Here is a 24,530-nt window from a genome sequence, read left to right on the forward strand (position 1 = left end):
GCTCGTGGAGAAGCTCTATCCACGAGCGGCGGACCGGCTGGCGGCGTACGCCGACTTGCTGGCGACCGAAGGAACTCTGCGCGGCCTGATCGGCCCGCGCGAGGTGCCGCGGCTCTGGGACCGGCACCTGCTGAACTGTGCTGTGCTCGAGCGCCTGATCCCCGAGGAAGCCACCGTTGCCGACATCGGCACCGGCGCCGGACTGCCCGGGATCGTGCTCGCCCTTGTCCGCCCTGATCTCCAGGTGTCGCTCGTCGAGCCGTTGCTCCGGCGCACCACCTTCCTGCAGGAAGCCGTGGACCTGTTGGGCTGTACCAACGCGGAGGTCGTACGCGCCCGGGCCGAGGACTTGACGCCCGCCCGTGGCGGAACCGTGCTGTACGACGTAGTCGCTTCCCGGGCCGTCGCGCCTCTCGGCAAACTGGCCGGCTGGTGCTTGCCGCTCTGTGCCGAAGGCGGCCTGATGCTGGCGATGAAGGGCGCCTCCGCGGAGGAGGAACTCGCTGCCTCCGAAGGTGATCTGGAAGCTCTCGGCGCCGATGAATGGCATGTTCATCAACTCGGCGTGGATGAACTGGCCCAGCCGACGACAGTCGTGAGTATTGTGGCCGGACGTGCTGCGCGGGGATCCCAGCACAGAAGACGCGGGAGGTGAGCGGGTTCGTGAGTCGTGCCCTCGGATGGCCAGAGAAAAGCACCGGTCAACCCCGGCCATCACAAGCAATCGGCTGGCCGGCAGACCCGCCCGCCACCCCCCAGGTGCCCACCCCGGTTGCCGTCACCTCCAGTCCCTCAGAAAACCCCATCCCCACCGCCGCCACAGAGCCACCTGCGCCCGCGGTCCAGCCCTCGGCATCTGAACCGTCTAGGCCTGAGGCGCGGCCCTATGCCACAGAGCCGTCCGCCGTCCACGGACCTGCGTCCGAGACGCAAGCCGCAGACCTGACCGCCTCCTCCACAGCTGTCGGCTTGTCGACTTCCGACGGTTCGGTGAGCGCCGGCACTTCAACGCTCGAACGAGCTCAGTCACCCCTCCGCGCGGCAGCGTCGATCGGCCTCGGAGACGACCCAATCGCCTCCCCTCAGAACCTCGTTTCACGTGAAACCCAAGAGCCCGTTTCACCCGAAACGACCACCCCGCAGCCGGACGACGAAGAGTTCCCCGAATCACCCCGGCCTGTGGATGACTATCCCCTGGACACACCTCCTCACGCGGGAATTCATCCACAGAGGCCTGTGGATGAACCTGGGGGCAAACCTGCCCCGACCCCCACCGACATCCTCTTCGGGCCAAGTACCGCACCTATCGGAATGGGCGCCATGACTGCCGCACAGATCGCCGCGCGGGCCACGTCGGACGAGCTTCAACGACGACTTCTCGAAACTCCGATCGCCGCCGCCACCGAACGGACCCTGCTGGTGAATGAAGGACGCACGATGGGCCGCGAGTTCCCGCTGCCCGCAGAGACCCGGGTCTTCGTGGTCGCCAACCAAAAGGGCGGCGTCGGCAAGACCACCACGACCGTCAACGTCGCCGCAGGCCTGGCCCTGTACGGCGCCCGCATCCTGGTGATCGACCTCGACCCTCAGGGCAACGCGTCGACGGCGCTGGGCATCGAGCACACCGAAGGCACCCCCGGCATCTACGAGGCGATCATCGAGGGAGAGCCGCTGAGCAAACTGCTGGCCCCCTGCGCCGAGCACCCCGACATCGTCGTAGTCCCCGCCACGATCGACCTCGCCGGCGCCGAGATCGAACTCGTCAGCATCGTCGCCCGCGAGAGCCGCCTGAAGAAGGCACTCGACACCCACCTGGCCGAGACCGAGGCCGCCGGCGAAAAGTACGACTACGTCTTCATCGACTGCCCGCCGTCCCTAGGCCTCCTAACGGTGAACGCCCTCACCGCCGCCCGGGAAGTCCTAGTCCCAATCCAAAGCGAGTACTACGCGCTGGAGGGCCTCTCCCAACTCCTTCGCCACATCGACATGGTCAAGTCCCACCTGAACCCGACCCTCGATGTCTCCACCATCCTGCTCACCATGTACGACGCCCGCACCAAGCTCGCCGGCGAGGTGGCAGCCGAAGTCCGAGGCCACTTCCAGGACGCGGTCCTCCGCACCGCCGTCCCCCGCTCAGTCCGAATCTCCGAGGCCCCCAGCCACGGCCAAACAGTCCTCGCCTACGACCCAGCCTCCGCCGGCGCCCTCTCCTACCTAGAAGCCTCCCGAGAAATAGCCATGCGCAACACCGCCTCCTAACCCCCACCGCACCACCCCACGGCTCGCCGCCCCAACCGGCGAGCCGTTTCGTTTTGGCTCCCCGCCTCCCGCGCCCGCCGCCGGCCGCCGGCCTCCCACGCCCGCCGCCCGCCTCCCGCGCCTGCCGCCCGCCCACCCGTCCACCGCCCCTACCCGCTCCACTCTGGCCCCGCCCTCAGCCACCCGCTCCACCGCTGGCCCGCCCTCAGCCGCCCGCAACGCCAGCACACCCACGCCGCCCAGCACCTGCGCCCCAACACCACCAACCGCCACGCCACCGGCCCCGGCAGCCCAGTTCCATAACGACGACAGCCCCGACCCACGGCCTTGAACGGCCCAGCAAGCACGGTCCCAGTGACGACGTCCGCAGTTGCCTACCTGAGGCTGCTGTCCCGGCCCGCTATCGCGCCCGCGGTCAGCGATGATCCCAAGCACAGTTCTCAACCAGCATCGACGCCCGCGACAACACGGCGTCGTACTCACCCAGCGCAGCGCCGGTGGCTGGCCGCCCCGGCCCCAACCGACTGCCACGCGGATGTCCGCGGCCAAAGCAACCACGAGGCCGATTGCCGGCGATTGCCCGACAGCGCGGCGGATACGACCTGCGGGATCGCCAATACCCGCAACCAGAACATCGCGGTTTCACATGAAACGCGGAACCCCAGCGTCGGGGGAGCCCTCCGCGACCACCGACAACTCCGCCACCCCACACCTCTGCGCTCCCCACACAGCGCCTATGCCCCCCTCATCCGGACGCCCCGGCGCCCACCCCGCGACCCGGCGTTCCGCTACCCCCTGGCATCCCGCTACCCCCTGGCATTCTGCGACCCCCGGCATCCCGCGACCCCCGGCGTCCTGGGACCCCGGCTGCGGCCGCGAGCACCCCGCCACCCCGGCCACCCGGCCCCACTCCGCCACCCCCTGCCACCCCGGCCACTCCGCCACCTCAGCCACTCCGCCACCCCCGGCAACGTGGGACCTGCGACCGGCGATTAGCACCCGCCGCCCCGGTCATCCATCCGCCAGCCACCCGCCCACCGGCCGTCCCACGACCCCACCATCCGGCCGCACCAGCCACTCCACCGCCGGGCCACTCCACCGCCTCAGGCGGCCTGGGCCAACCGCCAACCCACCAACCCACTGCGCCGCCGACACAGCGCTCCGCTTGCGCAGGTACTCCACCTGCGCCTCTCCCCGCCTATGCCCACGCGCGGGCAGTTCACCAACGCCGCTTCGGCCCGCCTACCCCTGGTGGCTCAACCGGCCCCAACACGTCGGCGACCCCGGCGATCCCGGCGACTCTGGCGTGAGCCGCAAACGGTGATCGCCAGCAACTTTGTCGTCGGCGGCGCCGTCGGACGGTGGCTCGTCACCCGAGGACGGCAGCTCGGCGCGGTCCAGAGGAAGCTGTCCTCTCCCACCAGTCAGCGGCAGTTCGGCCACCCCACGGCGGGCGTGTAGTCCGCACCCTGTCTGTTGGACCCGCTCCTTGCCGGCTGCTGCCGTCTCCCGGCTTGTGTCTGGCGGGGACCTCGGATCGCGCAGATCCCTGTGACATCGGCCCGGACGGCAGTCCCACTGTCGAACTCCCGAAGGAGACTCATGACACGGAGACGCGTGTTTCACGTGAAACGGCTGCTCGAAGCGTGGGCGTTTCACGTGAAACGGACCGAGCGAATTGATGCGTGGATCTCGGAGACGGGCCGGGCTACTTCGGCGGAAGGGGACCGGATCTCCGAGATTCGCGGGGGACAGGCTACGGTTGCGCAGTTGCCCGGAATGCGCTGTGTCGGCGGCACCAGACGGTAGAACTAGAAGTCGAACGAACCAGGTAGTCGAACTCGAGGGAGCGGCGGATGAACACCCGACTCGGACGCGGACTCGGTGCGCTGATTCCCAGCACGCCTGCTCCCGGCACCAGCAACACACTGGGAAGCAAGTCCAACTCCATTCCGGGTGCGCCGCCCGCCAAGGCCGAGCCTGAACTGGCGACTGTGCCCGGCGCCGAGTTCGCCGAGATCGACGTCGAGAAGATCAGCCCCAACCCCAAGCAGCCCCGCAGCGTCTTCGACGAGGACGCGATGGAGGAGCTGGTCCATTCAGTGAAGGAGATCGGCCTGCTGCAGCCGATCGTGGTCCGCCGGCTCAGCGAGGACGACTTCGAACTGGTGATGGGCGAACGCCGCTGGCGCGCCACCCAGTTGGCCGGGCTAACCACCATCCCGGCGATCGTCCGCGAGACCTCCGACGACGTCATGCTCCGCGACGCCCTCCTGGAGAACCTCCACCGAAGCCAGCTGAATCCACTGGAAGAAGCGGCCGCCTACCAGCAGATGCTCGACGATTTCGGCTGCACCCAGGAAGTCCTCGCCACGCGCATCGGTCGCTCCCGTCCGCAGATCTCCAACACGTTGCGCCTCCTGAAGCTCCCTGCCTCAGTCCAGCGCCGGGTTGCCGCTGGAGTCCTCTCCGCAGGACATGCCCGCGCCCTCCTAGGTCTCCCGAGCGGCGACGCAATCGAGCGCCTTGCGCAGCGCATCGTCGCCGAAGGACTCTCCGTCCGCACAGTCGAGGAGATCGTCGCGATGGGCGACATGTCCGCCGACGACCCCACCCCCGCCCGCCGCCGCAACAAGCCAGTCGCCCCACGCCTGGTCGACCTGGCAGACCGCCTCTCCGACCGCTTCGAAACCCGAGTAAAGGTCGACCTCGGCAAAACCAAGGGCAAGATCACCGTCGAGTTCGCCTCCATCGACGATCTAGAACGAATCGTCGGCCTAATGGACCCCAACAAGCCCCCAGCCTGACGCGCGCACGGCGAGCTGCTCGACCTGCCCGGCAAACCCCCATCCGCTTTCGCGGTCGACGCGCCGGGGCCTTCGGCAACGACACCCTGTACGGCGAAGCCGGTGACGACGGGATCTGGGGCCAGGACGGTGACGACACCGTGTTCGGCGGCACGGACGACGACGACCTCTGCGGTGACCACTACAGCCAGGGACTCACGGGCGAGGTGACCGAGCAACTTGCACAGCACCTCCGAAACCGACGAGCCCAACCCGCGGTCGAGGCGTGCAGTCGGCTTGACCTGACCCGATCAAGGCCCGCCACTCCCGGCCTGCCCGGTGGAGCCACCGACCTGCCAGGTGAGGCGACAGTCCTGCCAGGTGAGGCCACAGGTCAGCTAGCTCGGTGAGGCGACAGAGCAGAGGCTAGGTGGCTCCAACTGCACCGACGAGCCCAAGAGCGGATGAGGCCCAGCCGCCCCAGCCAAACTCGCTCCTGCCGTTCCGTTGACGAGACCGCAGAACGACGCGGTCGATCTCCAGACCGAACCGCTGCAGGACGGCCGCGCTGGCCGCGGCGCTGCGGAACTCCTCCTTCACCGTCCGCTCGATCGAGTCCAAGCCGTACACCCACAAGCCGTACGCGCCGTTCCTCCTTACCTCTCCGCCGGCCGCGACCGGCTCGGCCGAGGCCTGGTGAAGCTGCAGATCGGCCACCTCGGTGAGGGGCAGAGCCGACAGTGCGACGCATCCGGTTGGCTGCACCGAGTGGCCAAGGCCGCAGTTGAGGCGCAGTCAGAGCAGTTGGCGCGGTCTCAGGCCGGACCTGGCCGCTCCGTCCTGTGCTGTCTGCCCCCGGGTCCGCGCGCCCTTCCAGCTAGAGGCCAACTCGGCGGAGGAGAAGGCGTGTGATCGACGTGGGAACGTCAGTGCCGGTCGACCGTTCGACGCATCCAGGCCGAGGGCTGGGCAGCCGCGTGCACGAAGCTCGCGGAGCCAGCCAGTGCTCGACGAGTTCTGGTGCTTCGGGCTAGACGCATCTGTGGGTCGACGATTATCGCTGCCTCCGAGCCACTTGCTGCGGCGGTCCTGGCCGGGGCGGCCTGCAGCTACTCGCCTGCATCAGACGCATCGGCCCGAAGCTGGCGACATACGGGAGGCGCCTCGACCTGTACGAAGCGGGCATCCGCACGGCCGCCTATGGCTGCCCGCAGCCGGCGGCAGCCGACGCGGCCGCGTCTGTCTGCTTCAAGCTGGCGGTAGTCGGCTTGGCCGCCTGCGGTCGGTCGATCTACTTGCAGGCGGCAGGCGGCAGGCGGCCGTCGGCGGTCCAGCAGTCCGGTCCAGCAGTCCCGCCCGGCTGCTCGCCGGCCCGACGCCTAGCGGACTTCGCTGTGGAGCGTCGGTGGCTCCGGCGCCAGAGCGATTGCCGGTTCTGGGCGTGTGGTGCCGCAGGTCTTGCGGGAAAGGTGCGCGCCGGCTCGTATGCCAGTACAGGGTTTGGGAGCTCTTATACGCGTCGCCACTTGTCAGTTGCCAGTGCGTCGGCCGCTCGTCGCGACTGCATCAACCCATCTGCGGAATTTGTCGACAAAGGGATTTGGCGATGTGCGGTGCGATGTTTCATGTGAAACATCGTGGGGTGAGTCAGGGTTTGGTGGCCTTGATGACGTAGTAGGCGGGGAGGTGGGAGGCGGTGGGGCCGAGGGTGGGGTAGAGGTCGGGAGCGGGGGATTCGGTGAAGGTGTCTAGGCGGAGGCCTGCGGTGAGGAGTGCCATGACTACGTCGCTGGTTGGCCAGATGAAGGCGGTGAAGGGTGGTGGGTCGTCGGTGCCCCGGGCGCCTACGGGGAGTTTGGCGTCGTCGATGTGGGGGCGGGGGATGGTGCGGCCGAAGTAGTCGGCGGTGACGGTTAGGTGGTTCTCGTTGCGGACTGCCAGGACTTCCCAGATGGGGTGGTGGTCGGCGATGAGGATGGAGCCGCCGGAGCTTAGGCAGGTGGTGAGGGATTGGGCCAGGAGGTTGAGGTCTGGTGCCCAGCAGATTGCGCCCCAACTGAGGTAGATGAGGTCGAGGTTGGTGAGGTCGGGCGGTAGGTCATACATGTCGGCTTGGCGGAAGTCGGCGTCGATGCCTGCTGCGGTGGCCTTTTGCTGGGCTAACTGGATGGCCACTTCGGAGATGTCGATGCCGGTTGCGGTGGCGCCGAGGTTCGCCCAGGAGAGGACTTCGTCGCCGCAGGAGCAGGCGAGTTGGAGGATGCGCTTGCCTCGTACGTCGCCGGCTAGTTCTTGCTCGAAGTCTTCTAGGACGAGGCCACCGGATTTGAAGAAATCGGCGGGTTGGCCGTGCCGGGCGGGGGCGATTTGGTTCCAGCTGGCGCGGTTGGCCTCGGTGATGCTCTGCAGCGGGGTGGTCATGCGGAGCAAGCTAGATCAGCTTCGGTGGGGTGGCGAGGCAATTTTGGTGGCTGGGTGGGCGGGGTAGGGAGGTGCCGTCGCTGGGGCGTAGGTGTTCGCGCGGCGGTTCACAACAGGTGCGGCGGCCGGAGGCCGCGGGGCGCCGCCGGCGGGTGGGTGAGCGCTGCCTGCGTTGAGGCGAGGGCGCGGCGGAGAGCGCGGAGGGCGCGGAGGGCGCGGGCCGGCTACAGCGGCGGACCGGGTCGCCCGTGGGCCTCAGCGGCGCCGCGTCGGGGCGGGTCGGGGTGGGGGGTGACCCCTGCAGGGGGCGCTGAGTTGTGCGGGCGGGCGGCGGGTGCGCTCAGCAGGCGGGGCCGACGGCAGACGGACGGGCACGGCCGGAGGGTGACCGGGCTGCGGGCGGGCGCCGGTGCGTGCGGGACCGGGTGCGTGGAGGCGCGCGGGTGGGTGGCGAGTGCGCTCAGCGGGCGGTGCAGGTCCTAGGGCGTGTTGATCAAGAGGTCTGGGCTCGTGGTCGGCGAGTCTCGATGGTGTGACGCGTCAGGAGATCTCAGATGAGGTGTGGGCTGTTCTGGAGCCGTTGATGCCGGTGCCGGTGGGGCGTTCGCGACCGTGGACGGATCATCGTCTCGCGGTCGAAGGCATGGCCTGGAAGTACCGCACAGGCGCGACCTGGCGGGACGTGCCAGAGCGGTTCGGGAGGTGGAACTCCATCTATAAGCGCTTCGCGCGCTGGGCTGAGGACGGCACCTGGGAGAAGCTTCTCGCCGAGGTGCAGAAGCAGTCCGACGCGGCCGGGAAGCTCGACTGGTTGGTGTCGATCGACTCGACCATCGCGCGCGTGCATCAGCACGGTGCGACCCTCGCCCGCGACACAGGGGGCTCTGTCGAATCACAAGAATCTGCGAGAAGAGCCGCTTGATCACGGAATCGGCCGCTCGCGGGGCGGGTTGACGAGCAAGGTCCATCTCGTCTGCGACGGCCGCGGGCGCCCGTTGAGCTGGGTGATCACCAGCGGGAACACCAACGACACGACGATGTGGCCGCCACGCTCGATCAGATACGGGTGCCGCGACCGGTCGGCCGACCGCGTCAGCGTCCCGATCGTGTGATCGCGGACAAGGGCTACCCGTCGAAGAAGAACCGGGCTTGGCTGCGGGAGCGAAAGATCGCCGCGACGATCCCCGAACGCGATGACCAGATCGGGCACCGCCGGAAGAAGCCGGGCAGACCGATCGAGTTCGGCGACGAGCAGAAGGAGCGCTACAAAGGCCGCAACGTCGTCGAGCGGTGCTTCAACAAGCTCAAGCAATGGCGAGGCATTGCGATGCGCTCAGACAAGACCGCCCGCGCCTACCGCGCCGCGATCACCCTCGCCGCCACGCTGATCTGGATCAAGACCGACGTGATTCACACGGCCTAGCGGACCACCTCGAGCGGTCCCTCCTCGGGCGTCGGCGGCTCGAACCGCTCGAAGTACTCCGTCGCCGTCTGCTCGGTGAGCGGCCAATCGTCCGGTCGCCTGCCGTGTCGTTCGCCGACCCGGCTCAGGATGGTCTCAAGACTCGTCGCGACGTAAACAGTCTCCGGCACGATGCCCTGCGGTGCGAGCAGTGCGCGGAACTCATCGCGTTGTCGCCGGAACCAGAATCCGAAGTCGAGCACGACATCGTTCCCCGCCGCGACATGGCGCAGCAAGCGCGCCTTCAGATCTGCAGCCACCTCGGCGACCACTTCGGCGGAAGGCATCGTCGTCATTCCGCGATCCCAGAACTCCACCTCGAACGACAAACGCATCCAGCCCTCGCGCTCCAAGCCCTTGGCGTAGGTGGTCTTGCCGGCACCACCTGGCCCGCACATCATCACGACGCGAGGTCGTCCTGTCTTGTTCACTGCCACCGGGCCGAGATTACGCCCCGCCACCGACGCTGAGACTTGCAACGGTCCGCTCATCGCTGACCTGGATCAGATCTGACTTGATCCACACGCCCTAGTAGCTGTGAAGCCGAGCTGCGCCGCGAAACGTATGAGATTGCCTGGCCGCGATCGATGTGGCAGTCAGGGCGAGGGGCCGCGTGGGACCGGGGACCGAGCGGCTGAGGGCCGAGGGCTGAGGGCCGAGGGTGGTCGTGAAGACCTAGGTCGCCGTGGGGTCGGGGTCCGGGGGCGGGGCGGGGTGGGGCTATGGGTGGGTTAGGTCTTTGGTGACTTTGCGTTCGGCGTAGAAGGAGAGGAAGGGGATGGTGCCGGCTAGGGCTATCAGGACTAGGCGGGCGAGGGACCAGTGGACTCGGCGGGAGAGGTCGAAGGCGCCTAGGAGGTAGATGACGTAGAGGAAGCCGTGGAGGGGGCCGATTACGTTCATCACCGCTGGGTTGTCCGCGAAGTACTTCAGGGGCATGGCTAGGAAGAGCAGGAGAAGGAGCATGACGCCGACGATGTAGGCGATCACGCGGTAGCGGGTGAGCGCGCCCTGGATCGCCGGGGTGAGTGGCGAGGTGGTGCTGGCGGAAGCGGCGGGGTCAGCGGGGGAGGTCACGCTGAAACGGTACCGCTTGGCTTCAGGGGGTCGGAGGGCTGGTCGCTTGGTTCCGGTGGCGGAGGCCTGGGTGCTTGGGTCCGCTGGGGTGGAGGGCTGGGTGCTTGGCTGCACGGGGGCGGAGGACAAGTGCGAAATGAAGCGACGTCGGACAGCCACGGGGGGCCGCTTGGGCCCGGCGGGGTGGGAGGGCTGGACGCTTGGTCCACGGAGGTGGAAGACAGGTCGCCGGGTCGGCGGGGGTGAAGACAAGTCGCTCGGGTCCGCGGGGGTGAAGACAGGTCGCTCGCGTCAGCAGGGGGTAGTCGCTCGGGCCAACGGGGGTGGAGGGCTAGTCGGCTTGGTCCGCGAGGGCGGCGGGCTGGGGGGTTGCCTTGTCTCGGTGGGCGTCTAGGACCATTCGGCCCCACATCCAGAGGGTGAAGGCGGCGAAGATCCACCATTGGAAGGCGTAGGCGACGTTGCGGAGGCCGGCGTGGTCGGTGGGTGGGCTTGGGGGCTGAACCAGGGCGGGAGCTGGGTCGGCTGTGGTGGAGGCGGGCTGGGAAGGTTGCCCGGGGGTGGCGGAGCCAGGAGCGGGGGTGGACTTGTCGATGGAGGACAAGATCACGAAGGCGTCGTAGATGCGGTAGTCGACCAGGTGGACGATGGTGGGGATCCGGAGGGACTGGAGGACCCGACCCTTGGCGGCGTCACCGGAGGCGTCTTGGGCTTCGGAGGCGATTACCGCGCCGCTTAGGTCTACGTGGCCGGTTGGGGCCTTCGACGCGGGGTCTTCGACTGTTGGGACCCAGCCGCGGATGATCATCACCGCGCCGGTCGAACCGTCGGCTGCTCCGCTGGAGTCGAGGATCAGCGGGGTGACAACCCAGAAGCCGTCGCGGTCGCCCTGGCGGCGGTCGGAGATGAAGAGTTGGTCCGCGGCAGGTCCCCAGGTGCCGGAAGCGGTGATCTTGCGGCCTACTGCCTTCGAGGGGAGGCCGTTGTCGATCGAGAACAGCGACTGCAGAGTGACAGGCTCACCCTGCGCCCGCTTGGCGGTCGCTGCGGCTGTCTTCGACTGGTAGACGTCCAATTGCCAGACACCGAGCACACTCATCACCGCAGCGATCGCCAGCGCCAGCACCAAGAGCCCCGACCAGCGCGGAGTGAGGATCGTCCGCCAGAGCGGTCGCACCGGAGGGGCGGCGGCTGCGGGGTCGGTGGTCACGGGCTCAGTGGGTGGCGCGACGGGCATCAGGACCTCAACGCGCAGCGGCCGCGGCCAGCAGATCGCGGCAGAGAACGCCAAGCTCGATCCCGGCAGCCTCAGCGGCGAGCGGGACCAGCGAAGTCTCGGTCATGCCAGGAGCAACGTTCACCTCGAGGAACCACGGCACGCCGTCAGCGTCGACCACCAGGTCCGAGCGAGACAGATCGCGCAGCCCCAAAGCCTTGTGCGCCGTGACCGCAGCCTCGGCACAGGTCGCAGCCACTGAACTCTCCAACCGAGCCGGTACTACGAACTGCGTGGCCCCCGCCGTGTAGCGGGCTTCGTAGTCGTAGAACCCCGAGTCAGGCTGGATCTCCACCGCCGGCAACGCACGCGGCCCATCACCGGTATCCACAACCGTGACGGCAACCTCAGTCCCATCGACATACCGCTCGATCAGCGCCACCGGCCCGTACGCGTAGCAATTCACCATCGCCGAAGGCAGCTCGTCAGCGGAGCGTACGATCGACGCACCCAGCGCCGAGCCACCCCGAGCCGGCTTCACCACCAGCGGCAGACCGATCTGACCGATCACGGACTCCATCAACGCGGCCGCACCGAGCTCGCGGAACGTGTCATGCCCCAGTACTACGGAAGCCGGCGTGCGCAGTCCCGCAGAGCTGACCATGGTCGCGGCGACCGGCTTGTCGAAGGCGGTCCGGCAAGCGGCCGCATCGGCGCCGACGTACGGCACGCCGTACAGGTCGAGGACCTGGCGGAGGGCGCCGTCCTCGCCGGTGACGCCGTGCAGCACCGGGAAGACCGCGTCGGGTGGATCGTTGCGCAAGCGCTCGACCAGGCTGGCGTCGACATCGCGTTGCTCGACCTCCACCCCGACGCTGCGCAGGGCGTCGGCGACGCGGCGGCCGGAGCGCAGCGAGACGTCCCGTTCGTGCGACAGTCCGCCGGCCAGTACCAGCACTCGACCCAGATCACTCATAGAACATTCCCGATCACTCGTGGGCGACTCCGGCGGGGCGCCGGTCCCGAGGCCCATTTGAAAGGTACCGCTAGTGCCGGTCCGCCCGAGCGTGAGCCCAGCAGAACCGGCCCGGCACCGAGGCGCCCCGGGTGGAGCGCCCTAGCTCAGCTCCGGACCCGGAGCGTCGTAGTCGCGGCCGGCCCCCGGTTTCAGCGGGCCGAAGGTCTCTCGGAGCTCGAGCTCCTCGTTGATCACGGCGGCGAGCCTGGCGACGCCTTCGGTGATCCGCGCCGGGGTCGGATGACAGTAGGACAACCGCATGCACTGGGAGCCGAAACCGTCGGAGAAGAAGGCGGTTCCGGGGACGTATGCGACCCGCGCGGTGACCGCCCGGGGCAGCATCGCCTTGGCGTCCAGACCTTCCGGCAGCGTCAGCCAGACGTAGAAACCGCCACCAGGCCGGGTCCAGGTCGTTGCTGCAGGCATCTTTTCGGAGAGCGCCGCGAGCATCGCGTCGCGGCGCTCGCGGTACATCTCCTGGAACTGTTTCACCTGGCCGAGCCAGTCGTGCCGACTCAGGTACGACGAGACCGCCAGTTGGCTGAACACCGGCGGACACAGCGTGGCCGACTCCTGCGCCAGCACCAACTTCTCCCGTACTGCGTGCGGCGCGACCGCCCAGCCGACCCGGAATCCCGGGGCGAACGTCTTCGAGAACGAGCCGAGGTAGATCACGCCTTCGCGATCATCGGCGCGCAGCGCCCGGTACGGGTCGCCCTCGAAGCCGAGCAGGCCGTACGGGTTGTCCTCGAGCACCAGCAGGTCCGCCCGCTGGCAGATCTCCAGCACCTTGCGCCGACGCTCGGCCGAGAGCGAGACACCGGCGGGATTGTGGAAGTTCGGGATCGTGTAGAAGAACTTGATCTTCTTGCCGGCCGCCCGGACCGCGGCGATCGCCTGCTCCAGCGCCTCGGGCTGGACGCCGTCGTTGTCCATCGCGACGTGAACGACCTCACACTGGTACGCGCGGAAAACGCCCAGCGCACCGACGTACGACGGGGCCTCGCAGATCACCACATCGCCGGGATCGCAGAACACCCGGGTGACCAGATCCACCGCCTGCTGGCTACCCACCGTCACCACGACGTCGTCGGGATGCGCGTCGATGCCCTCCAGCCGCATCACGTCGCAGATCTGCTCCCGGAGGACCGGATCACCCTGGCCGGAGCCGTACTGCATCGCGACGGAGCCGTTCTCGACCACCAGGTCCCGGACCGCGCCGCCGACCACGTCGAGCGGCAGCCCGGCGATGTTCGGCATGCCGCCCGCGAGCGACACCACCTCGGGGCGGCTGGCCACCGAGAACAGGGCCCGGATCTCCGATGCGGTCATGCCCTTGGTCCGTGCTGCGTACCGGTCGACGTAGTTGTCGAGACGGGTCTGCCGGACGTCGGGCAGGTCAGCACTCACGGAGCGGCTCCTTGGACGGAGGACGAGGGGCATGCCTTGACGGGCAAGACATCAAGGCTACGCCGAAGTAGCCGAGCGTGTTCGCGAGCCCGGACTGCCGATCGGCGTCACCTCTCACTACCATGCCTTATAGGGGCAGGTTCGACCATGCTGCCGACTGGCAGCTGAGACGGCCCGTGACGGGCCGCCGCCCCGGCACGACTCGGAGTGCTGCGGAAGGCAGGGGACGGCATGAGCGTGGGCAAGGCGTTCGGATGGACGTTCGGCGGGCTACTGCTCGGCGTACTGGCCGGGTTCGCCGGTGAGCTGTTCCGGCGGCAGCCCGCGGCCAAGGTGCAGCAGCGGTACGTCGCCCCCGAGGCGGCCGAGACCCCCGACGCGCGCAAGCCGGCACCCGCACCGGCTTCCGCTCGGTGACCCAGCGGATGCCCTGATGGCGCGACGGCTGGAACCGCTCACGCTCGCCAATCTCGACGAGCTGCCGGCGCCATGCCGTTCCTGTGTCTTCTGGGAGCTCGACCCGGTCGCCGCGAGGCGTGCCGCTCGGACCGGGGACATCGGGCTGGAGAAGGAGGCCTGGCTCTCCCAGTTGCTGCTCGACTGGGGTACCGCCGGCGTCGTCCTGTACGTCGACGACGAGGCGGCTGGTTACGCCCTCTACGCGCCGGCCGCGTACCTGCCGAGGATCCAGGCGTTTCCGACCGCTCCGGTCAGCCCGGACGCCGTCGTACTGGCGATCGGCCGGATCCAGCCGCGTTACCTGGGCCTGGGACTGGGCAAGATCCTGGTCCAGGCTGTCGCCAAGGACGTCCTCAAGCGTGGTTTCCGGGCCGTGGAGGCCTTCGGTGACTCACGCTGGGACGGTCCGGGGTGCGTCTGGCCGACCGACTTCCTGCAGGCGGTCGGGTTCGCGGTGGTGCGGGACCATCCGCGCCATCCGCGGCTGCGGCTCGACCTCCGGTCGGCGGTGACGTGGCGAAGTGAGATGGAGGCGGCGGTGGAGCGACTGATGGGCGCGATCCGTCCCGAGCCCGCGCCGCCCGCTCCGGTCACGGTCAGGGACGCGCTCACCCGCAAACCGCTCTGACGACGAAAGGTGGCCGGCGTGCTGTATCGCTTCCTCGCCGATGTCGTGATGGTGCTGCACGCCGCGTTCCTGCTCTTCTTCGTGGGCGGCGGTTTCCTGGCCTGGCGCTGGCCCAAGGTGATCTGGGCTCATCTCGCCGTGGGCGTGTGGAGCATCACCATCGTGCTCCTCGACTTCGACTGCCCGCTGAGCGGAGTGGAGAAGTACTTCCTCCGCAAAGGCGGCGAGGAGCCGTACTCCACCGGCTACATCAACCACTACCTGGACGGCACGATCTGGCCCGAGGGTGGCACCCCGACGGCGGAGAAGGTCGGCTTCGCCCTGCTGGTGATCTCCTACATCGGCTTCTTCGTACTGCGGCGCCGGTCCAGGGCCAAGGCCAAGCGACCCGCCACCACGAGTCCCTGACGGACAACCAGGGATCGTTCAGTGGTCCCCCGGACGTGGTTCGGCGGGGTTCTTCCCCATACTGGTAGCCGTGCCCAGCTCTGGAAGCGTCGCCACCCAGGACCCGGTCGAGGTGTACCTCGCGGGGTTGAGCCGAGCCCTGTACGGCCCGCGCCGGCGGAAGGCGGACCTGCTGGCGGAGGCCCGGGACAGCCTGGTGGACGCCACCGAGGCGTTCGAGGCGCAAGGGATGAGCGCGGCCGAGGCGGCGGAACGCGCGGTCGCGGATTTCGGCGACCTGGCGGACGTGGTCCCGGGGTACCGGGCCGAGCTCGGGATCGCGCAGGGACGGCGTACCGCGGTGCTGCTGGTCTCGGTGATGCTCGCGCAGCCGATCGTCTGGAAGGAAGGCCTCTGGAGCTGGAACCAGCATCCGCCGTCCCCGGACTCTTTTGTTGCCTTCCTCAACGATCTGGTGATGCTGGTGGGAACGCTGTCGATGATCGGCTCGGTGCTCGCGCTGGTTGCCTCCAGCATCGGTCTTCGGTGTCCCGCCGTCCGGGAGCGGGCGACCAGGTCGACGGCGCGGTTCGCGTTGCTCAGTTGTGCGCTGGTGAGCGGTACCGCGATCGTGCTCGCGTCGGCCAGCCGGGTCGCGGACGGCTCCGGTCCGCAGGGTCTGCTCGCGGTGGCCGTGTTCGTGGTCGCGCCGCTGTTGCTGGTGAGCCGCTCGGCGCACCGCTGCCTCCGGCTGGCCTGATCAGCTCAGGGGGTGTCGGGGCGTAGTACGCCTTCGACCACGGCGCGGAAGGTCTGCCATTCGGTCTTGCCGGTGGCGAGCATCTTGTGGCCCGCTGACGTGAGTTGGTACGTACGGCGTTTGCGGCCGCCGACCGTGCTCCATTCACTGGCCAGATAGCCGGCTCGCTCGAGCCTGCGCAGGGCCGGATAGAGCGTGCCGGTGGGCAGATCCAGTTCGCCGCCGCTGCGCTCCAGCAGCGCTTCCATGATCGCGTAGCCGTGCAGGGGTGCTGCCTCGACCACCGCCAGGATCATCGGGTCCAGGTGTCCCCGCAGCGCGTCTGCCTTCATGTAGGCAGTCTACCCATACACCTGTTACCGTCGATAGCCAACATGTAGAAACGCTACATGTAGCCAGATGAAGCAGGGAGGGACCGCAATGACGGTCGACACGTCGGTACGGCGGCCAGGAGACGGTCCGCGAGGCGATCAAGGGCGCGGTGGGCTGCTGCACCGGGTCTCCGGGTGGGCGATGCGCAACGCGGGGATCGCGGTCTTCCTCTGGTTGCTCGCGCTCGTCGCGGTGACGGTGGGCTCCACAGTGATCGGCGACGCCTACAAGAATGACAACTCGCTGCCGGGGACGGACTCGCAGCGGGTGATCGACGTGTTCCGCGAGCACCAGCCGCAGGGATCCACCGAGTCGATCCAGATCGTCCTGCACGACGAGGACGGACTCGGCCGGCCGGAGACGCGGACCAGGATCAGCCAGATGCTCGGCGAGGTCGGGAAACTACCGCACGTCGCAGCAGTGGCGGACCCGTTCACCGCGCAAGGCTCCGTGTCGACGGACGGCGATACGGCGTACGCGACCGTGAATCTCGACGTGGCGGCAGCGGACATGCCGGTCGAAGACGTCCGCGCGATCATCCACAAGGCGCAGGAGAGCGCGACGGATGGCCTCCAGGTCGAGCTCGGTGGCGATCTGGTCCGCACCGCCGCGGAGAGCGAGGGCGGGGCCGCCGAAGGCGCGGGCATCCTGGCGGCGTTGGTGATCCTGGTGTTCCTGTTCGGCTCGCTGCTGGCGGCCAGTCTTCCTTTGCTGACGGCGGTCTTCGCGGTCGGCAGCACGCTCGGACTGTTGGTCCTGGCCTCGCACCTGTTCACGATCCCCGACTACACCGCCCCCGTGATGATGCTGGTCGGGCTCGGCGTCGGGATCGACTACGCACTGCTGATCTTCTCGCGCTACCGCAGCGAACTCCTCAAGGGAGCAGATCGGCCCAGGGCGGGCCGGATCGCCCTGGACACCGCAGGCAGGTCGGTTCTCTTCGCCGGCTGCACTGTGGTGATCGCTCTGCTCGGTCTGCTGGCACTCGGACTCGGCTCGCTGCAGGGTCTCGCCCTCGGCGTCACGGTGACCGTGCTGATGACGATGCTGGCCGCCATCACTCTGCTGCCGGCGCTGCTCACCCTGTTCGGCAAGAGGATCGAGCGCAGCGTTCGCAAGCACGCCGCCAAGTCGCGCCGACACCCGGGCGACGGCTGGCGGAAGCTGGCGGCGCGGGTGCAGCGCGGCCCGTGGGTTCCGCTCGTACTCGGGACGGTGGCGCTCGTCGCACTCTGCCTTCCCGCCCTCGATCTCCGTCTCGGCTTCGCGGACTCCGGGACGGACGATCCGGCCAAGACCAGCCGCAAGGCCTACGACCTGCTGGCACAGGGATTCGGGCCCGGCTTCAACGGTCCGCTGATCGTCGTCTCACAAGGCGATGAGGCCGCCGCCGAGGCGCTGAACCGCACGCTGGCCGCGGATCCGGGCATCGCGGCGGTCACACCGCCGCAGTTGCTGGCCGACGGCAAGGTCGCGACCGTGATGGCGTTCCCCACGTCGGCTCCGCAGGATGCGGCGACCAGCGACCTGGTCCAGCGGCTGCGGGACGACACCCTGCCGCAGTTGTCCGCGAAGACCAATGCGACCTACCTGGTCGGCGGGTCCACCGCCGCGGCCGACGACTTCGCCGGAGCGGTCAGCAACCGGCTGCCGATCTTCGTCCTGGTCGTGGTCGGTCTCTCCGCCCTGCTGCTGATGGCGGTGTTCCGCTCGGTGCTGATCCCGCTGAAGGCGGCCGTGCTCAACCTCTTCAGCATCGGGGCCTCGCTCGGCGTCATCACGCTGGTCTTCCAGCAGGGCTGGTTCGGCGCCCAGCAAGGCCCGATCGAGGCGTTCGTGCCGGTGATGATCTTCGCGATCGTGTTCGGGCTGTCGATGGACTACGAGGTGTTCCTGATCTCCCGGATCCACGAGGAGTGGCGGCGGACCGGCGATGCGAGAGAAGCCGTCCGGGAGGGACTGGCGAACACCGGCAGCGTCATCACGGCAGCCGCCGCCATCATGATCGTGGTCTTCGGTGCCTTCCTGCTCAGCCCGGATCGGATGCTGAAGCAGTTCGGCCTCGGCCTGGCGGTCGCAGTACTGCTGGATGCCGTGCTGATCCGCTGCGTGATGGTGCCGGCGATCCTGCGACTGATGGGCGACAGCGCCTGGTGGTTGCCCCGCTGGCTCGACCGGCTGCTGCCGGCCGTCGCGCTGGAACGCGACGACCCGGTCGACTAGACGGTCAGTTGGCCGAAGCGGAGCATGCCGGTCGCGGCGTCCTGCTCCGGCGGCAGGTAGACGCGCTGGATCGCGACCACGATCGCCTCGGCGATCACGTCGCGGAAGGCCGGGTCGGCCAGCCGGGACGCGTCGTGCGGGTTCGTCACGTAGCCGATCTCGAGCCGTACGGCGGGCATCTTCGTCCGGCGCAGCAGGTCCCAGGTCTTCTGGTGGGTGCGGCAGTTCAACAGGTCCGTGCGCGCGACGATCTCGCGCTGCACCAGCCCGGCGAACTGCTCACCCACGCTGGAGGACGCGCCGTGCAGATCCGTTCCGTAGTAGTACGTCGCGACGCCCTGCGCGTCCGGGTTCATCGACCCGTCGGTGTGCAGGGAGACGCACAGGTTCGCGTCCGTCTCGTTGGCGAACGCGGCCCGGGCCAACTCATCCGGCCCCTGGTCGCGCCCCCGGGACAGATAAGCCCGTACTCCGGTCGCGCCCAGGCGGCCCTCGATCCGCGAGGCCAGATCGTAGGCCACATCGGACTCGCGCAGGCCGAACCCCTCCCAGCCGTAGTCGAAGCCGCCGTGACCCGGATCGATCACCACGGTCTTCCCCGACAGCCGCGGCCCGGCGGCGCGAACGGCCTCCGAGGCGCGCAGCGCGTCCGGCCGGCCGCCGGTGGCCATCGGGCGGATCCGCTGCAGCGCCTTGAAGGTGGAGGGGCCGCAGGTGCCGTCGGCAGGCAGGCCCATGTTGCGCTGGAACTCGGTCACCGCGCGCTGGGTGTCGGCGGCGAAGATGCCGTCCACCCGCGCCACGGCGAAACCGAGTTCCTGCAGCTTGGCCTGCAGGGCCTGCACGTCGTCCCCGGTGAGCGGGTGCGACACGACGTACGTCAGCAGCCGGTCGCCCAGCCGCCAACGGGCGTCGTCGAGAGCCCGGTACGTCTGCGGGCCCACGATGCCGTCGATCATCAGCCCGCGTTGCTGCTGGAACCCCCGCACGGCATGGGCGGTCGCTTCGTCGTAGACGTAGTGATCGCCCGGCTGCAGCAGGCCTAACCGCTGCAGCTTCCCGATGATCTCGGCAACGGCCTCACCGCTGTCGCCGACTCGATACAGGCCGTGGGGGCCAGAAGACGTCGGGCTAGCCATCAATGCTCCTTGCCGTGCGGCGGAAATGAATGTCCTGACCGGGACACTCAGGCAGTGAAGTCGGACAGCTCCTTCAGCAGCGCGGCCTTGGGCTTGGCGCCGACGATGGACTTGGCCAGTTCACCGTTCACGTAGACGTTGATGGTAGGGATACCGGTAACACGATAGTTGCTCGGGGTGACCGGGTTCTCGTCGACGTTCATCTTGAGGAAGGTGAGCTTGTCGCTGTGCTCACCGGCCAGCTCCTCCAGGATGGGGGAGACCTGGCGACACGGGCCACACCACTCGGCCCAGAAGTCGACCAGGACCGGCTTGTCGCTCTTCAGCACGGTCGCGTCGAACTCGGCGTCGGTGACGGCGTTCATCTTCTCGCCCACGGGCGTAACTCCTTCAGTTTGAGTGTGAGGTCAGACGGAGACGGGCTCGGTGGCGGCCGCCGCAGCAGCGCCGGCGGCGTTGTGCTCCAGGGTCGCGAGGTAGCGCTCGGCGTCCAGGGCGGCCGAACAGCCGGTCCCGGCGGCCGTGATGGCCTGACGGTAGGTGTGGTCGACCAGGTCGCCGGCCGCGAACACGCCCGGCAGGTTGGTGTGGGTGCCGCCGGTCTGGACCAGCACGTAGCCGTCCTCGTCCAGGTGCACCTGGCCCTTGACCAGCTCGGACCGCGGGTCGTGACCGATCGCGATGAACAGGCCGGTGACGGGCAGCTCGCGGGTATCACCGGTGACGGTGTCCCGCAGGGTGATCCCGGTCAGCTTGTCGTCACCGTGGATCTCGGCCACCTCGCTGTTCCAGGCGAACTCGATCTTGTCGTTGGTGAACGCCCGCTCGGCCATGATCTTCGAGGCGCGCAGTTCGTCGCGGCGGTGCACGATGGTCACCTTGTCGGCGAACCGGGTCAGGAAGGTCGCCTCCTCGATGGCGGTGTCGCCACCACCCACGACGGCGATCTCGTGCTGACGGAAGAAGAAACCGTCACAGGTCGCACACCAGGACACGCCGTGCCCGGACATCCGCTCCTCGTGCGGCAGCCCCAGCTTGCGGTAGCCGGAGCCCATCGCCAGGATCACGGTCTTGGCGCGGTGCTCGGTGCCGCCCGAGTCGGTGACGACCTTGATCTCGCCGGTCAGGTCGACCTTGACGATGTCGTCCGGGACCAGTTCGGCGCCGAACCGCTCGGCCTGGGTACGCATCTCGTCCATCAGCATCGGGCCCATGATCCCGTTGGCGAAGCCCGGGTAGTTCTCGACCTCGGTGGTGGTCATCAACGCACCACCCGCGGTGACGGAACCTTCGAAGACGAGCGGCGCCAGTTGGGCGCGCGCCGCGTACACCGCGGCCGTGTAGCCGGCCGGGCCGGAGCCGATGACGATGACGTTACGGACTTCTGCGTCGCTCATTCAGGCGTTCCTCGGTGTCGTCGAGACGGTGGTTACGTCGTACTCAACGGATCCTAGAGGCCGACCATTCCCTCCTGACCGGGGCGGTGGGGCGGGGGAAGTGTGAATACCGTACCCACCGCCCGTACGCGCCATGCCGGTGGCTCACCGAGCGGGCTCAGCGGTTACGCAAGGTGATGGAGGTGTCGTAGAACGGCGCAGCGACGCCACCGGAGGTGTTACAGCCGGTGACGACGGAGATCTGGATGTCCTGCGGCGACCCGCCCTGCAGCCCGATCACGGTGGATCGCTTGCCGTCCACCTTCGCGGGCTGGACCAGTCGCAGCTGCGGGTTCGGCCGGCCGGAGGCGAAGATCCGGGCGCAGTCGATCTCGGACGCGTCCCCGTTCAGCACCGATCCGCCGGCGTTCTCCAGCCACTTCTGCACGCTCGGTCCGACCTGTTCGGTGGTCAGGCTCGGCACGTCGGTCGGGACGATCGTCGGGTTGATCCCGGCGGCGCCCTCGTCGCTGTGGTCCGCCGTGCTGACGACGACACCCACGCCGGCCGCGGCGACCACGAGCACGCCGGCCGCGGCGAGCACCAGCTTCGGCAGGTGCCGGCGCGGCTGCTCCCGCAACTGGACCAGGGAGTGCACGCCGACGGTGGAGGAACGCAGTACGGACTCGGAGACGATCACGGCGTCGAGGTGGTCGGCGACGTCGGTCGGGATCGGGATGTCGGCCCGGCCCTCGTCGGCGAGGTCCTCGGTCAGCTGCAGCAGCGCGTCGTAGGTCTGCTGGCAGTCCGGACAGGCTTTCACATGTTCACGAGCGCGATGCGCCTCGGGCGCGGGCAGCAGGTTCTCGATCAGGTCGGCGATGGTGTCGGTGTCCAGGTGCTCGAGATGCTCACTGGTCGGCAGACCTGACTCGGTCATCGGGAACTCGCCTCCTCACGGGAGGTGCGCAGTGTGGTCATCGGTGAGGTGCTCCGGTAGACGATCGCGAGGTCGCAGGATGGCGACCACGCTTCGACGGACGGCCCGGTCATTCGGTTCCCACCGATTCAGCGGCGGTCTTCGCCGGTACGTCGGAGCCGCCGCGGGTGGTCTGCCAGTGCCGCAGCAGCGGCAGCAACCGGGCCCGGCCGCGGGCACACCGGCTCTTCACCGTGCCGGGCGCGCAGCCGAGGATCGCGGCCGCCTCCTCGATCGAGTAGCCCTCCATGTCGACCAGCACGAGCGCGCTGCGCTGGTCGGGATTGATCTGCTTCAGCGCGTTCAGGACGTCGAGCCGGCGCTCGCGGACCTCGGCCGGGTCGTCCTCGGCGGGTCCGGCCAACTCGGCCGCGCGGTCCTCGTCCTCCGGCAGTGGGTCGGCCTGCCGCACCTGGCGGCGGCGGATCCGGTCCAGGCACGCGTTCACGACGATCCGGTGCAGCCAGGTCGTCACCTTGGCGTCGCCGCGGAACGAGTCGGCCCGGCGGAAGGCCGAGATGAACGCCTCCTGCAGCGCGTCGGCCGCCTCCTCGGGCTCGCCCAGGGTGCGGATCGCGACCGCCCACATCCGGTCGCGGTGCCGCTTGACCAGGATGCCGAAGGTGTCCGGGTTGCCGGCCACGTGCAGCCGGAGCAGTTCGTGGTCGTCCATCGCGTCGTACCCGGGCGGTCGGGCCGCCCCGTCGCCCGCCGGCCCGATCCTGGTGACACCCGACCGGGACGGTGGCGTGGGGCTCGAGTCAAGGGAGGTCATTTCTGGACCGTGACCTCCGAGATCTCGCCGCGGAAGCCGCTGCCTTCCTTCGGCAGGCTGGTCAGCCAGACCAGTACGTACCGTGTCTGGGTCGGCTCGGCCGGCTTCAGCTCCGCCTTCTCACCCTGATCCTTGAGCGAGGCGACGGAGGTCCAGCCGCTGACCGCGGCCGGCGACTTGCCGGTGTCGCCCTTCGGCACCATCAGCTCGAGGCTGGTCTTGTCACCGACCAGGTTGACCGTCACCAGCGACACGTTCGTCGGCGCGCCGAGGTCGTAGACGATGCCGACGCCGTCCTTGGTACCACCGAGGTCAGGCCGCCGCTTGTACGACATCGTCGTCCAGGTGGTGCCGGCCTTGCCGTCGAAGGTGTTCGGAACCTCTTCAGGGTGCTCCTCGCCGTTGCCGTCCGGCTCAGGATCGAAGTCCTTCGCGGCGACGATCTTGACCGGTTCGTTCGTCACCGGCGGCGGACCGCTCGTCTGCGGCGGGTTGCTCGCGCCGGTGTCGTCGGAGCCCTGGTCGTTGTTGATCGCGCCCTTCACCAGGAACTGCGCGATGCCGATCACCGACAGCAGCGCCAGGATGGCGAGCAGGATCAGGATCCGGCCGCCCCAACTGCCCCGCGGCCTCGGCTCGTCGACCGGCGGCTTGCGCCGGCCGTTGCCGTTCTGGTTCGGCGCCTGCCGGCGGATCGGCTCCGTCGGCGGAGCGACCGAGTACGCCGCTTGCGGGGCCGTCTGCCCGTTCGGCGGGTACTGCGGCGCCGGCGGCGTCGGATCGAGCGCGGGTGGCACCTGCAGCGCGGGCGCGACCTGGGTGGCGTCGTCGACGCTGCCGTTCTGCCGGGCGACGGCCACCGTCTCGTCCATCTGGCTCGGCGGCTCGTGCGAGCTGCCGATCACGCCGGACAGAGCGGCCGACAGACCCGCGGCGCTGGTGATCGGTGCGGCGTGGTGGCGCGGAGGGTTGCCGAGCAGCCGGTCGGAGATGTCGTCCAGCGAGCGTGGCACCCCGGCGCGGACCTGGCGAGGACTCAGCAGCCGGCCGTGCTCGACCGGTGCGGGCTGGAGCCCCCACGCTGGAGCGGGACCGGGCCACCGGCCGGTCAGGGAGGCGTACAGCAACTCCCCGAGCGCGCGGACGTCAGCTTCCGGACTACCGGGGCCAGTGCCGCGCAGGGCCGCTTCGGTGGCGAGGCCGACGACCTTGATCGCGCCGGCGTCCGTCACGACGACGGTGGACGGGCTGATCGAGCCGTGCGAGTGGCCGGTGCGGTGCAGGTTCTCCAGGGCCTCGGAAACCTCGCGGGCCAGCCAGCCGGCCTGCTGGCCGGTCAGCGGTCCGGCGCCGAGCATGCGCTCGAGCGGACGGCCTCCGGCCCATTCCCGCACGCAGTAGGTGACGCCCTCGTGCATGTCGCAGTCGAGGACCCGCAGGAAGCGCGGGTCGGCCGCGGCGGCAGCGCGCCGGGCGGCGTCGAAGAGCAGGTTCGTCCGCGGGTCGCCGACCGGCAGGACGTCCACGACCACTGCCCGGCTGAGCACTTCGTCCACTGCCCGCCAGACCCGCGCACCGTCGATCTCCGCGAGCAACTCGGCGATCCGGTAGCGGCCTGCGAGCAGGGCACCAGGACTGACGGTCTGGTTCGACACGGTGTCTCTCGCCCTCCTCGATGCACTGGTCGTCCTGCGTCTCCGCTCCGGATCCAGTCGCGCAGGACCCGGCTGCGAGCGGTTGGCGGTCCGATCGCAGGCCCCATGCTAGTGCCCCCGTCAGCCCA

General features: G+C 68.9%; 23 protein-coding genes and 1 pseudogene. 10 read left to right on the forward strand and 14 right to left on the reverse strand.

The annotated features are described in order from the left end of the window. Positions 1-4 precede the first annotated feature (4 nt). The 4 genes from rsmG (at position 5) to ABD255_RS43650 (ending at position 5,455) form a co-directional block, all read left to right on the forward strand. The gene (gene rsmG, locus ABD255_RS08520; RefSeq protein WP_344211622.1) at positions 5-655 is read left to right on the forward strand and encodes a 16S rRNA (guanine(527)-N(7))-methyltransferase RsmG; all 651 of its coding nucleotides are present in this window, start codon (positions 5-7) and stop codon (positions 653-655) included. A gap of 665 nt (positions 656-1,320) precedes the next feature. Beyond that, entirely contained in the window at positions 1,321-2,259 is a 939-nt protein-coding gene (locus ABD255_RS08525; protein ID WP_344211624.1) for a ParA family protein, read from the forward strand. A 1,856-nt stretch (positions 2,260-4,115) separates the two neighbouring features. Further along, positions 4,116-5,066: a ParB/RepB/Spo0J family partition protein gene (locus ABD255_RS08530; RefSeq protein WP_344211626.1), complete on the forward strand. Its 951-nt coding sequence runs from the start codon at positions 4,116-4,118 to the stop codon at positions 5,064-5,066. A 41-nt stretch (positions 5,067-5,107) separates the two neighbouring features. Beyond that, a complete protein-coding gene (locus ABD255_RS43650; RefSeq protein ID WP_425554399.1) occupies positions 5,108-5,455 on the forward strand; it encodes a hypothetical protein in 348 nt (115 codons plus the stop codon). A gap of 16 nt (positions 5,456-5,471) precedes the next feature. Here the strand turns inward: ABD255_RS43650 and ABD255_RS08535 are convergent, their stop codons facing one another. Both ABD255_RS08535 and ABD255_RS08540 read right to left on the reverse strand, forming a co-directional pair. Further along, a complete protein-coding gene (locus tag ABD255_RS08535) occupies positions 5,472-5,762 on the reverse strand; it encodes a hypothetical protein (protein ID WP_344211629.1) in 291 nt (96 codons plus the stop codon). A 930-nt stretch (positions 5,763-6,692) separates the two neighbouring features. Further along, on the reverse strand, positions 6,693-7,466 hold the full coding sequence (locus ABD255_RS08540; RefSeq protein WP_344211631.1) for a class I SAM-dependent methyltransferase: 774 nt from the start codon (positions 7,464-7,466) through the stop codon (positions 6,693-6,695). Positions 7,467-7,998: 532 nt separating this feature from the next. Between ABD255_RS08540 and ABD255_RS08545 the strand changes: the two are divergent. Then, a pseudogene (locus ABD255_RS08545) lies at positions 7,999-8,889 on the forward strand (IS5 family transposase). Here ABD255_RS08545 and ABD255_RS08550 read toward each other — a convergent pair. From ABD255_RS08550 to ABD255_RS08570, 5 genes are all read right to left on the reverse strand, one after another. Continuing rightward, positions 8,886-9,365 (reverse strand): P-loop nucleotide/nucleoside kinase family protein, encoded by a 480-nt coding sequence (locus ABD255_RS08550; RefSeq protein WP_344211633.1) that lies wholly within the window; start codon positions 9,363-9,365, stop codon positions 8,886-8,888. The pseudogene ABD255_RS08545 and the gene ABD255_RS08550 overlap by 4 nt on opposite strands. A 283-nt stretch (positions 9,366-9,648) precedes the next feature. Next, positions 9,649-10,005, reverse strand: coding sequence for a DUF3817 domain-containing protein (locus tag ABD255_RS08555; RefSeq protein WP_344211635.1), 357 nt, complete (start codon positions 10,003-10,005; stop codon positions 9,649-9,651). A gap of 331 nt (positions 10,006-10,336) precedes the next feature. Next, on the reverse strand, positions 10,337-11,215 hold the full coding sequence (locus tag ABD255_RS08560) for an SURF1 family protein (protein WP_344211636.1): 879 nt from the start codon (positions 11,213-11,215) through the stop codon (positions 10,337-10,339). Between the two features lie 34 nt (positions 11,216-11,249). Next, positions 11,250-12,197: a D-alanine--D-alanine ligase family protein gene (locus ABD255_RS08565; protein ID WP_344211637.1), complete on the reverse strand. Its 948-nt coding sequence runs from the start codon at positions 12,195-12,197 to the stop codon at positions 11,250-11,252. 141 nt (positions 12,198-12,338) lie between these two features. After that, complete coding sequence (locus ABD255_RS08570) at positions 12,339-13,649, reverse strand: aminotransferase-like domain-containing protein (protein WP_344211639.1); 1,311 nt, start codon at positions 13,647-13,649, stop codon at positions 12,339-12,341. Positions 13,650-13,880: 231 nt separating this feature from the next. Here ABD255_RS08570 and ABD255_RS08575 point away from each other — a divergent pair, with 231 nt between their 5' ends. The 4 genes from ABD255_RS08575 to ABD255_RS08590 all read left to right on the forward strand — a co-directional run bounded on the left by ABD255_RS08575 (position 13,881) and on the right by ABD255_RS08590 (position 15,883). Next, positions 13,881-14,066 (forward strand): hypothetical protein, encoded by a 186-nt coding sequence (locus tag ABD255_RS08575; RefSeq protein WP_344211641.1) that lies wholly within the window; start codon positions 13,881-13,883, stop codon positions 14,064-14,066. Between the two features lie 16 nt (positions 14,067-14,082). Next, positions 14,083-14,736: a GNAT family N-acetyltransferase gene (locus tag ABD255_RS08580; RefSeq protein ID WP_344211643.1), complete on the forward strand. Its 654-nt coding sequence runs from the start codon at positions 14,083-14,085 to the stop codon at positions 14,734-14,736. Between the two features lie 18 nt (positions 14,737-14,754). Next, complete coding sequence (locus ABD255_RS08585) at positions 14,755-15,144, forward strand: DUF2784 domain-containing protein (RefSeq protein WP_344211645.1); 390 nt, start codon at positions 14,755-14,757, stop codon at positions 15,142-15,144. Positions 15,145-15,214: 70 nt separating this feature from the next. Next, positions 15,215-15,883: a permease prefix domain 1-containing protein gene (locus ABD255_RS08590; RefSeq protein ID WP_344211647.1), complete on the forward strand. Its 669-nt coding sequence runs from the start codon at positions 15,215-15,217 to the stop codon at positions 15,881-15,883. 5 nt (positions 15,884-15,888) lie between these two features. On the opposite strand, the gene ABD255_RS08595 is transcribed toward ABD255_RS08590, so the two are convergent. Next, positions 15,889-16,215 (reverse strand): PadR family transcriptional regulator, encoded by a 327-nt coding sequence (locus ABD255_RS08595; RefSeq protein WP_344211648.1) that lies wholly within the window; start codon positions 16,213-16,215, stop codon positions 15,889-15,891. 88 nt (positions 16,216-16,303) lie between these two features. On the opposite strand from ABD255_RS08595, the gene ABD255_RS08600 reads away from it, so the two are divergent. Then, positions 16,304-18,478, forward strand: coding sequence for an MMPL family transporter (locus ABD255_RS08600; protein ID WP_344211650.1), 2,175 nt, complete (start codon positions 16,304-16,306; stop codon positions 18,476-18,478). Here ABD255_RS08600 and ABD255_RS08605 read toward each other — a convergent pair. The 6 genes from ABD255_RS08605 to ABD255_RS08630 form a co-directional block, all read right to left on the reverse strand. Continuing rightward, entirely contained in the window at positions 18,475-19,617 is a 1,143-nt protein-coding gene (locus ABD255_RS08605) for an N-acetylmuramoyl-L-alanine amidase (RefSeq protein WP_344211652.1), read from the reverse strand. The genes ABD255_RS08600 and ABD255_RS08605 overlap by 4 nt on opposite strands. Positions 19,618-19,664: 47 nt before the next feature. Then, positions 19,665-19,982, reverse strand: a complete 318-nt coding sequence (gene trxA, locus ABD255_RS08610) for a thioredoxin (protein ID WP_425554400.1) — start codon at positions 19,980-19,982, stop codon at positions 19,665-19,667. Between the two features lie 42 nt (positions 19,983-20,024). After that, entirely contained in the window at positions 20,025-21,014 is a 990-nt protein-coding gene (gene trxB / locus ABD255_RS08615; protein ID WP_344211656.1) for a thioredoxin-disulfide reductase, read from the reverse strand. A gap of 157 nt (positions 21,015-21,171) precedes the next feature. Then, positions 21,172-21,933: an anti-sigma factor family protein gene (locus ABD255_RS08620; RefSeq protein ID WP_344211658.1), complete on the reverse strand. Its 762-nt coding sequence runs from the start codon at positions 21,931-21,933 to the stop codon at positions 21,172-21,174. Between the two features lie 109 nt (positions 21,934-22,042). Then, complete coding sequence (gene sigM, locus ABD255_RS08625; protein WP_344211660.1) at positions 22,043-22,747, reverse strand: RNA polymerase sigma factor SigM; 705 nt, start codon at positions 22,745-22,747, stop codon at positions 22,043-22,045. Beyond that, positions 22,744-24,402: a hypothetical protein gene (locus tag ABD255_RS08630; RefSeq protein WP_344211662.1), complete on the reverse strand. Its 1,659-nt coding sequence runs from the start codon at positions 24,400-24,402 to the stop codon at positions 22,744-22,746. The genes sigM and ABD255_RS08630 overlap by 4 nt, the downstream gene beginning before the upstream one ends. Between the last annotated feature and the right edge of the window lie 128 nt (positions 24,403-24,530).

Source organism: Kribbella sancticallisti, from assembly GCF_039530625.1.
In the GTDB taxonomy this organism is placed as follows: domain Bacteria; phylum Actinomycetota; class Actinomycetes; order Propionibacteriales; family Kribbellaceae; genus Kribbella; species Kribbella sancticallisti.

Bases quoted from the DNA above. Each gene is read 5' to 3' on its own strand.
- ABD255_RS08605 (WP_344211652.1), bottom strand. From the start codon at position 19,617: ATGGCTAGCCCGACGTCTTCTGGCCCCCACGGCCTGTATCGAGTCGGC.
- trxA (WP_425554400.1), bottom strand. From the start codon at position 19,982: ATGAACGCCGTCACCGACGCCGAGTTCGACGCGACCGTGCTGAAGAGC.
- ABD255_RS08530 (WP_344211626.1), top strand. From the start codon at position 4,116: ATGAACACCCGACTCGGACGCGGACTCGGTGCGCTGATTCCCAGCACG.
- trxB (WP_344211656.1), bottom strand. From the start codon at position 21,014: ATGAGCGACGCAGAAGTCCGTAACGTCATCGTCATCGGCTCCGGCCCG.
- ABD255_RS08575 (WP_344211641.1), top strand. From the start codon at position 13,881: ATGAGCGTGGGCAAGGCGTTCGGATGGACGTTCGGCGGGCTACTGCTC.
- ABD255_RS08540 (WP_344211631.1), bottom strand. From the start codon at position 7,466: ATGACCACCCCGCTGCAGAGCATCACCGAGGCCAACCGCGCCAGCTGG.
- ABD255_RS08600 (WP_344211650.1), top strand. From the start codon at position 16,304: ATGACGGTCGACACGTCGGTACGGCGGCCAGGAGACGGTCCGCGAGGC.
- ABD255_RS08580 (WP_344211643.1), top strand. From the start codon at position 14,083: ATGGCGCGACGGCTGGAACCGCTCACGCTCGCCAATCTCGACGAGCTG.
- ABD255_RS08620 (WP_344211658.1), bottom strand. From the start codon at position 21,933: ATGACCGAGTCAGGTCTGCCGACCAGTGAGCATCTCGAGCACCTGGAC.
- ABD255_RS08565 (WP_344211637.1), bottom strand. From the start codon at position 12,197: ATGAGTGATCTGGGTCGAGTGCTGGTACTGGCCGGCGGACTGTCGCAC.
- ABD255_RS08525 (WP_344211624.1), top strand. From the start codon at position 1,321: ATGACTGCCGCACAGATCGCCGCGCGGGCCACGTCGGACGAGCTTCAA.
- ABD255_RS08595 (WP_344211648.1), bottom strand. From the start codon at position 16,215: ATGAAGGCAGACGCGCTGCGGGGACACCTGGACCCGATGATCCTGGCG.
- sigM (WP_344211660.1), bottom strand. From the start codon at position 22,747: ATGACCTCCCTTGACTCGAGCCCCACGCCACCGTCCCGGTCGGGTGTC.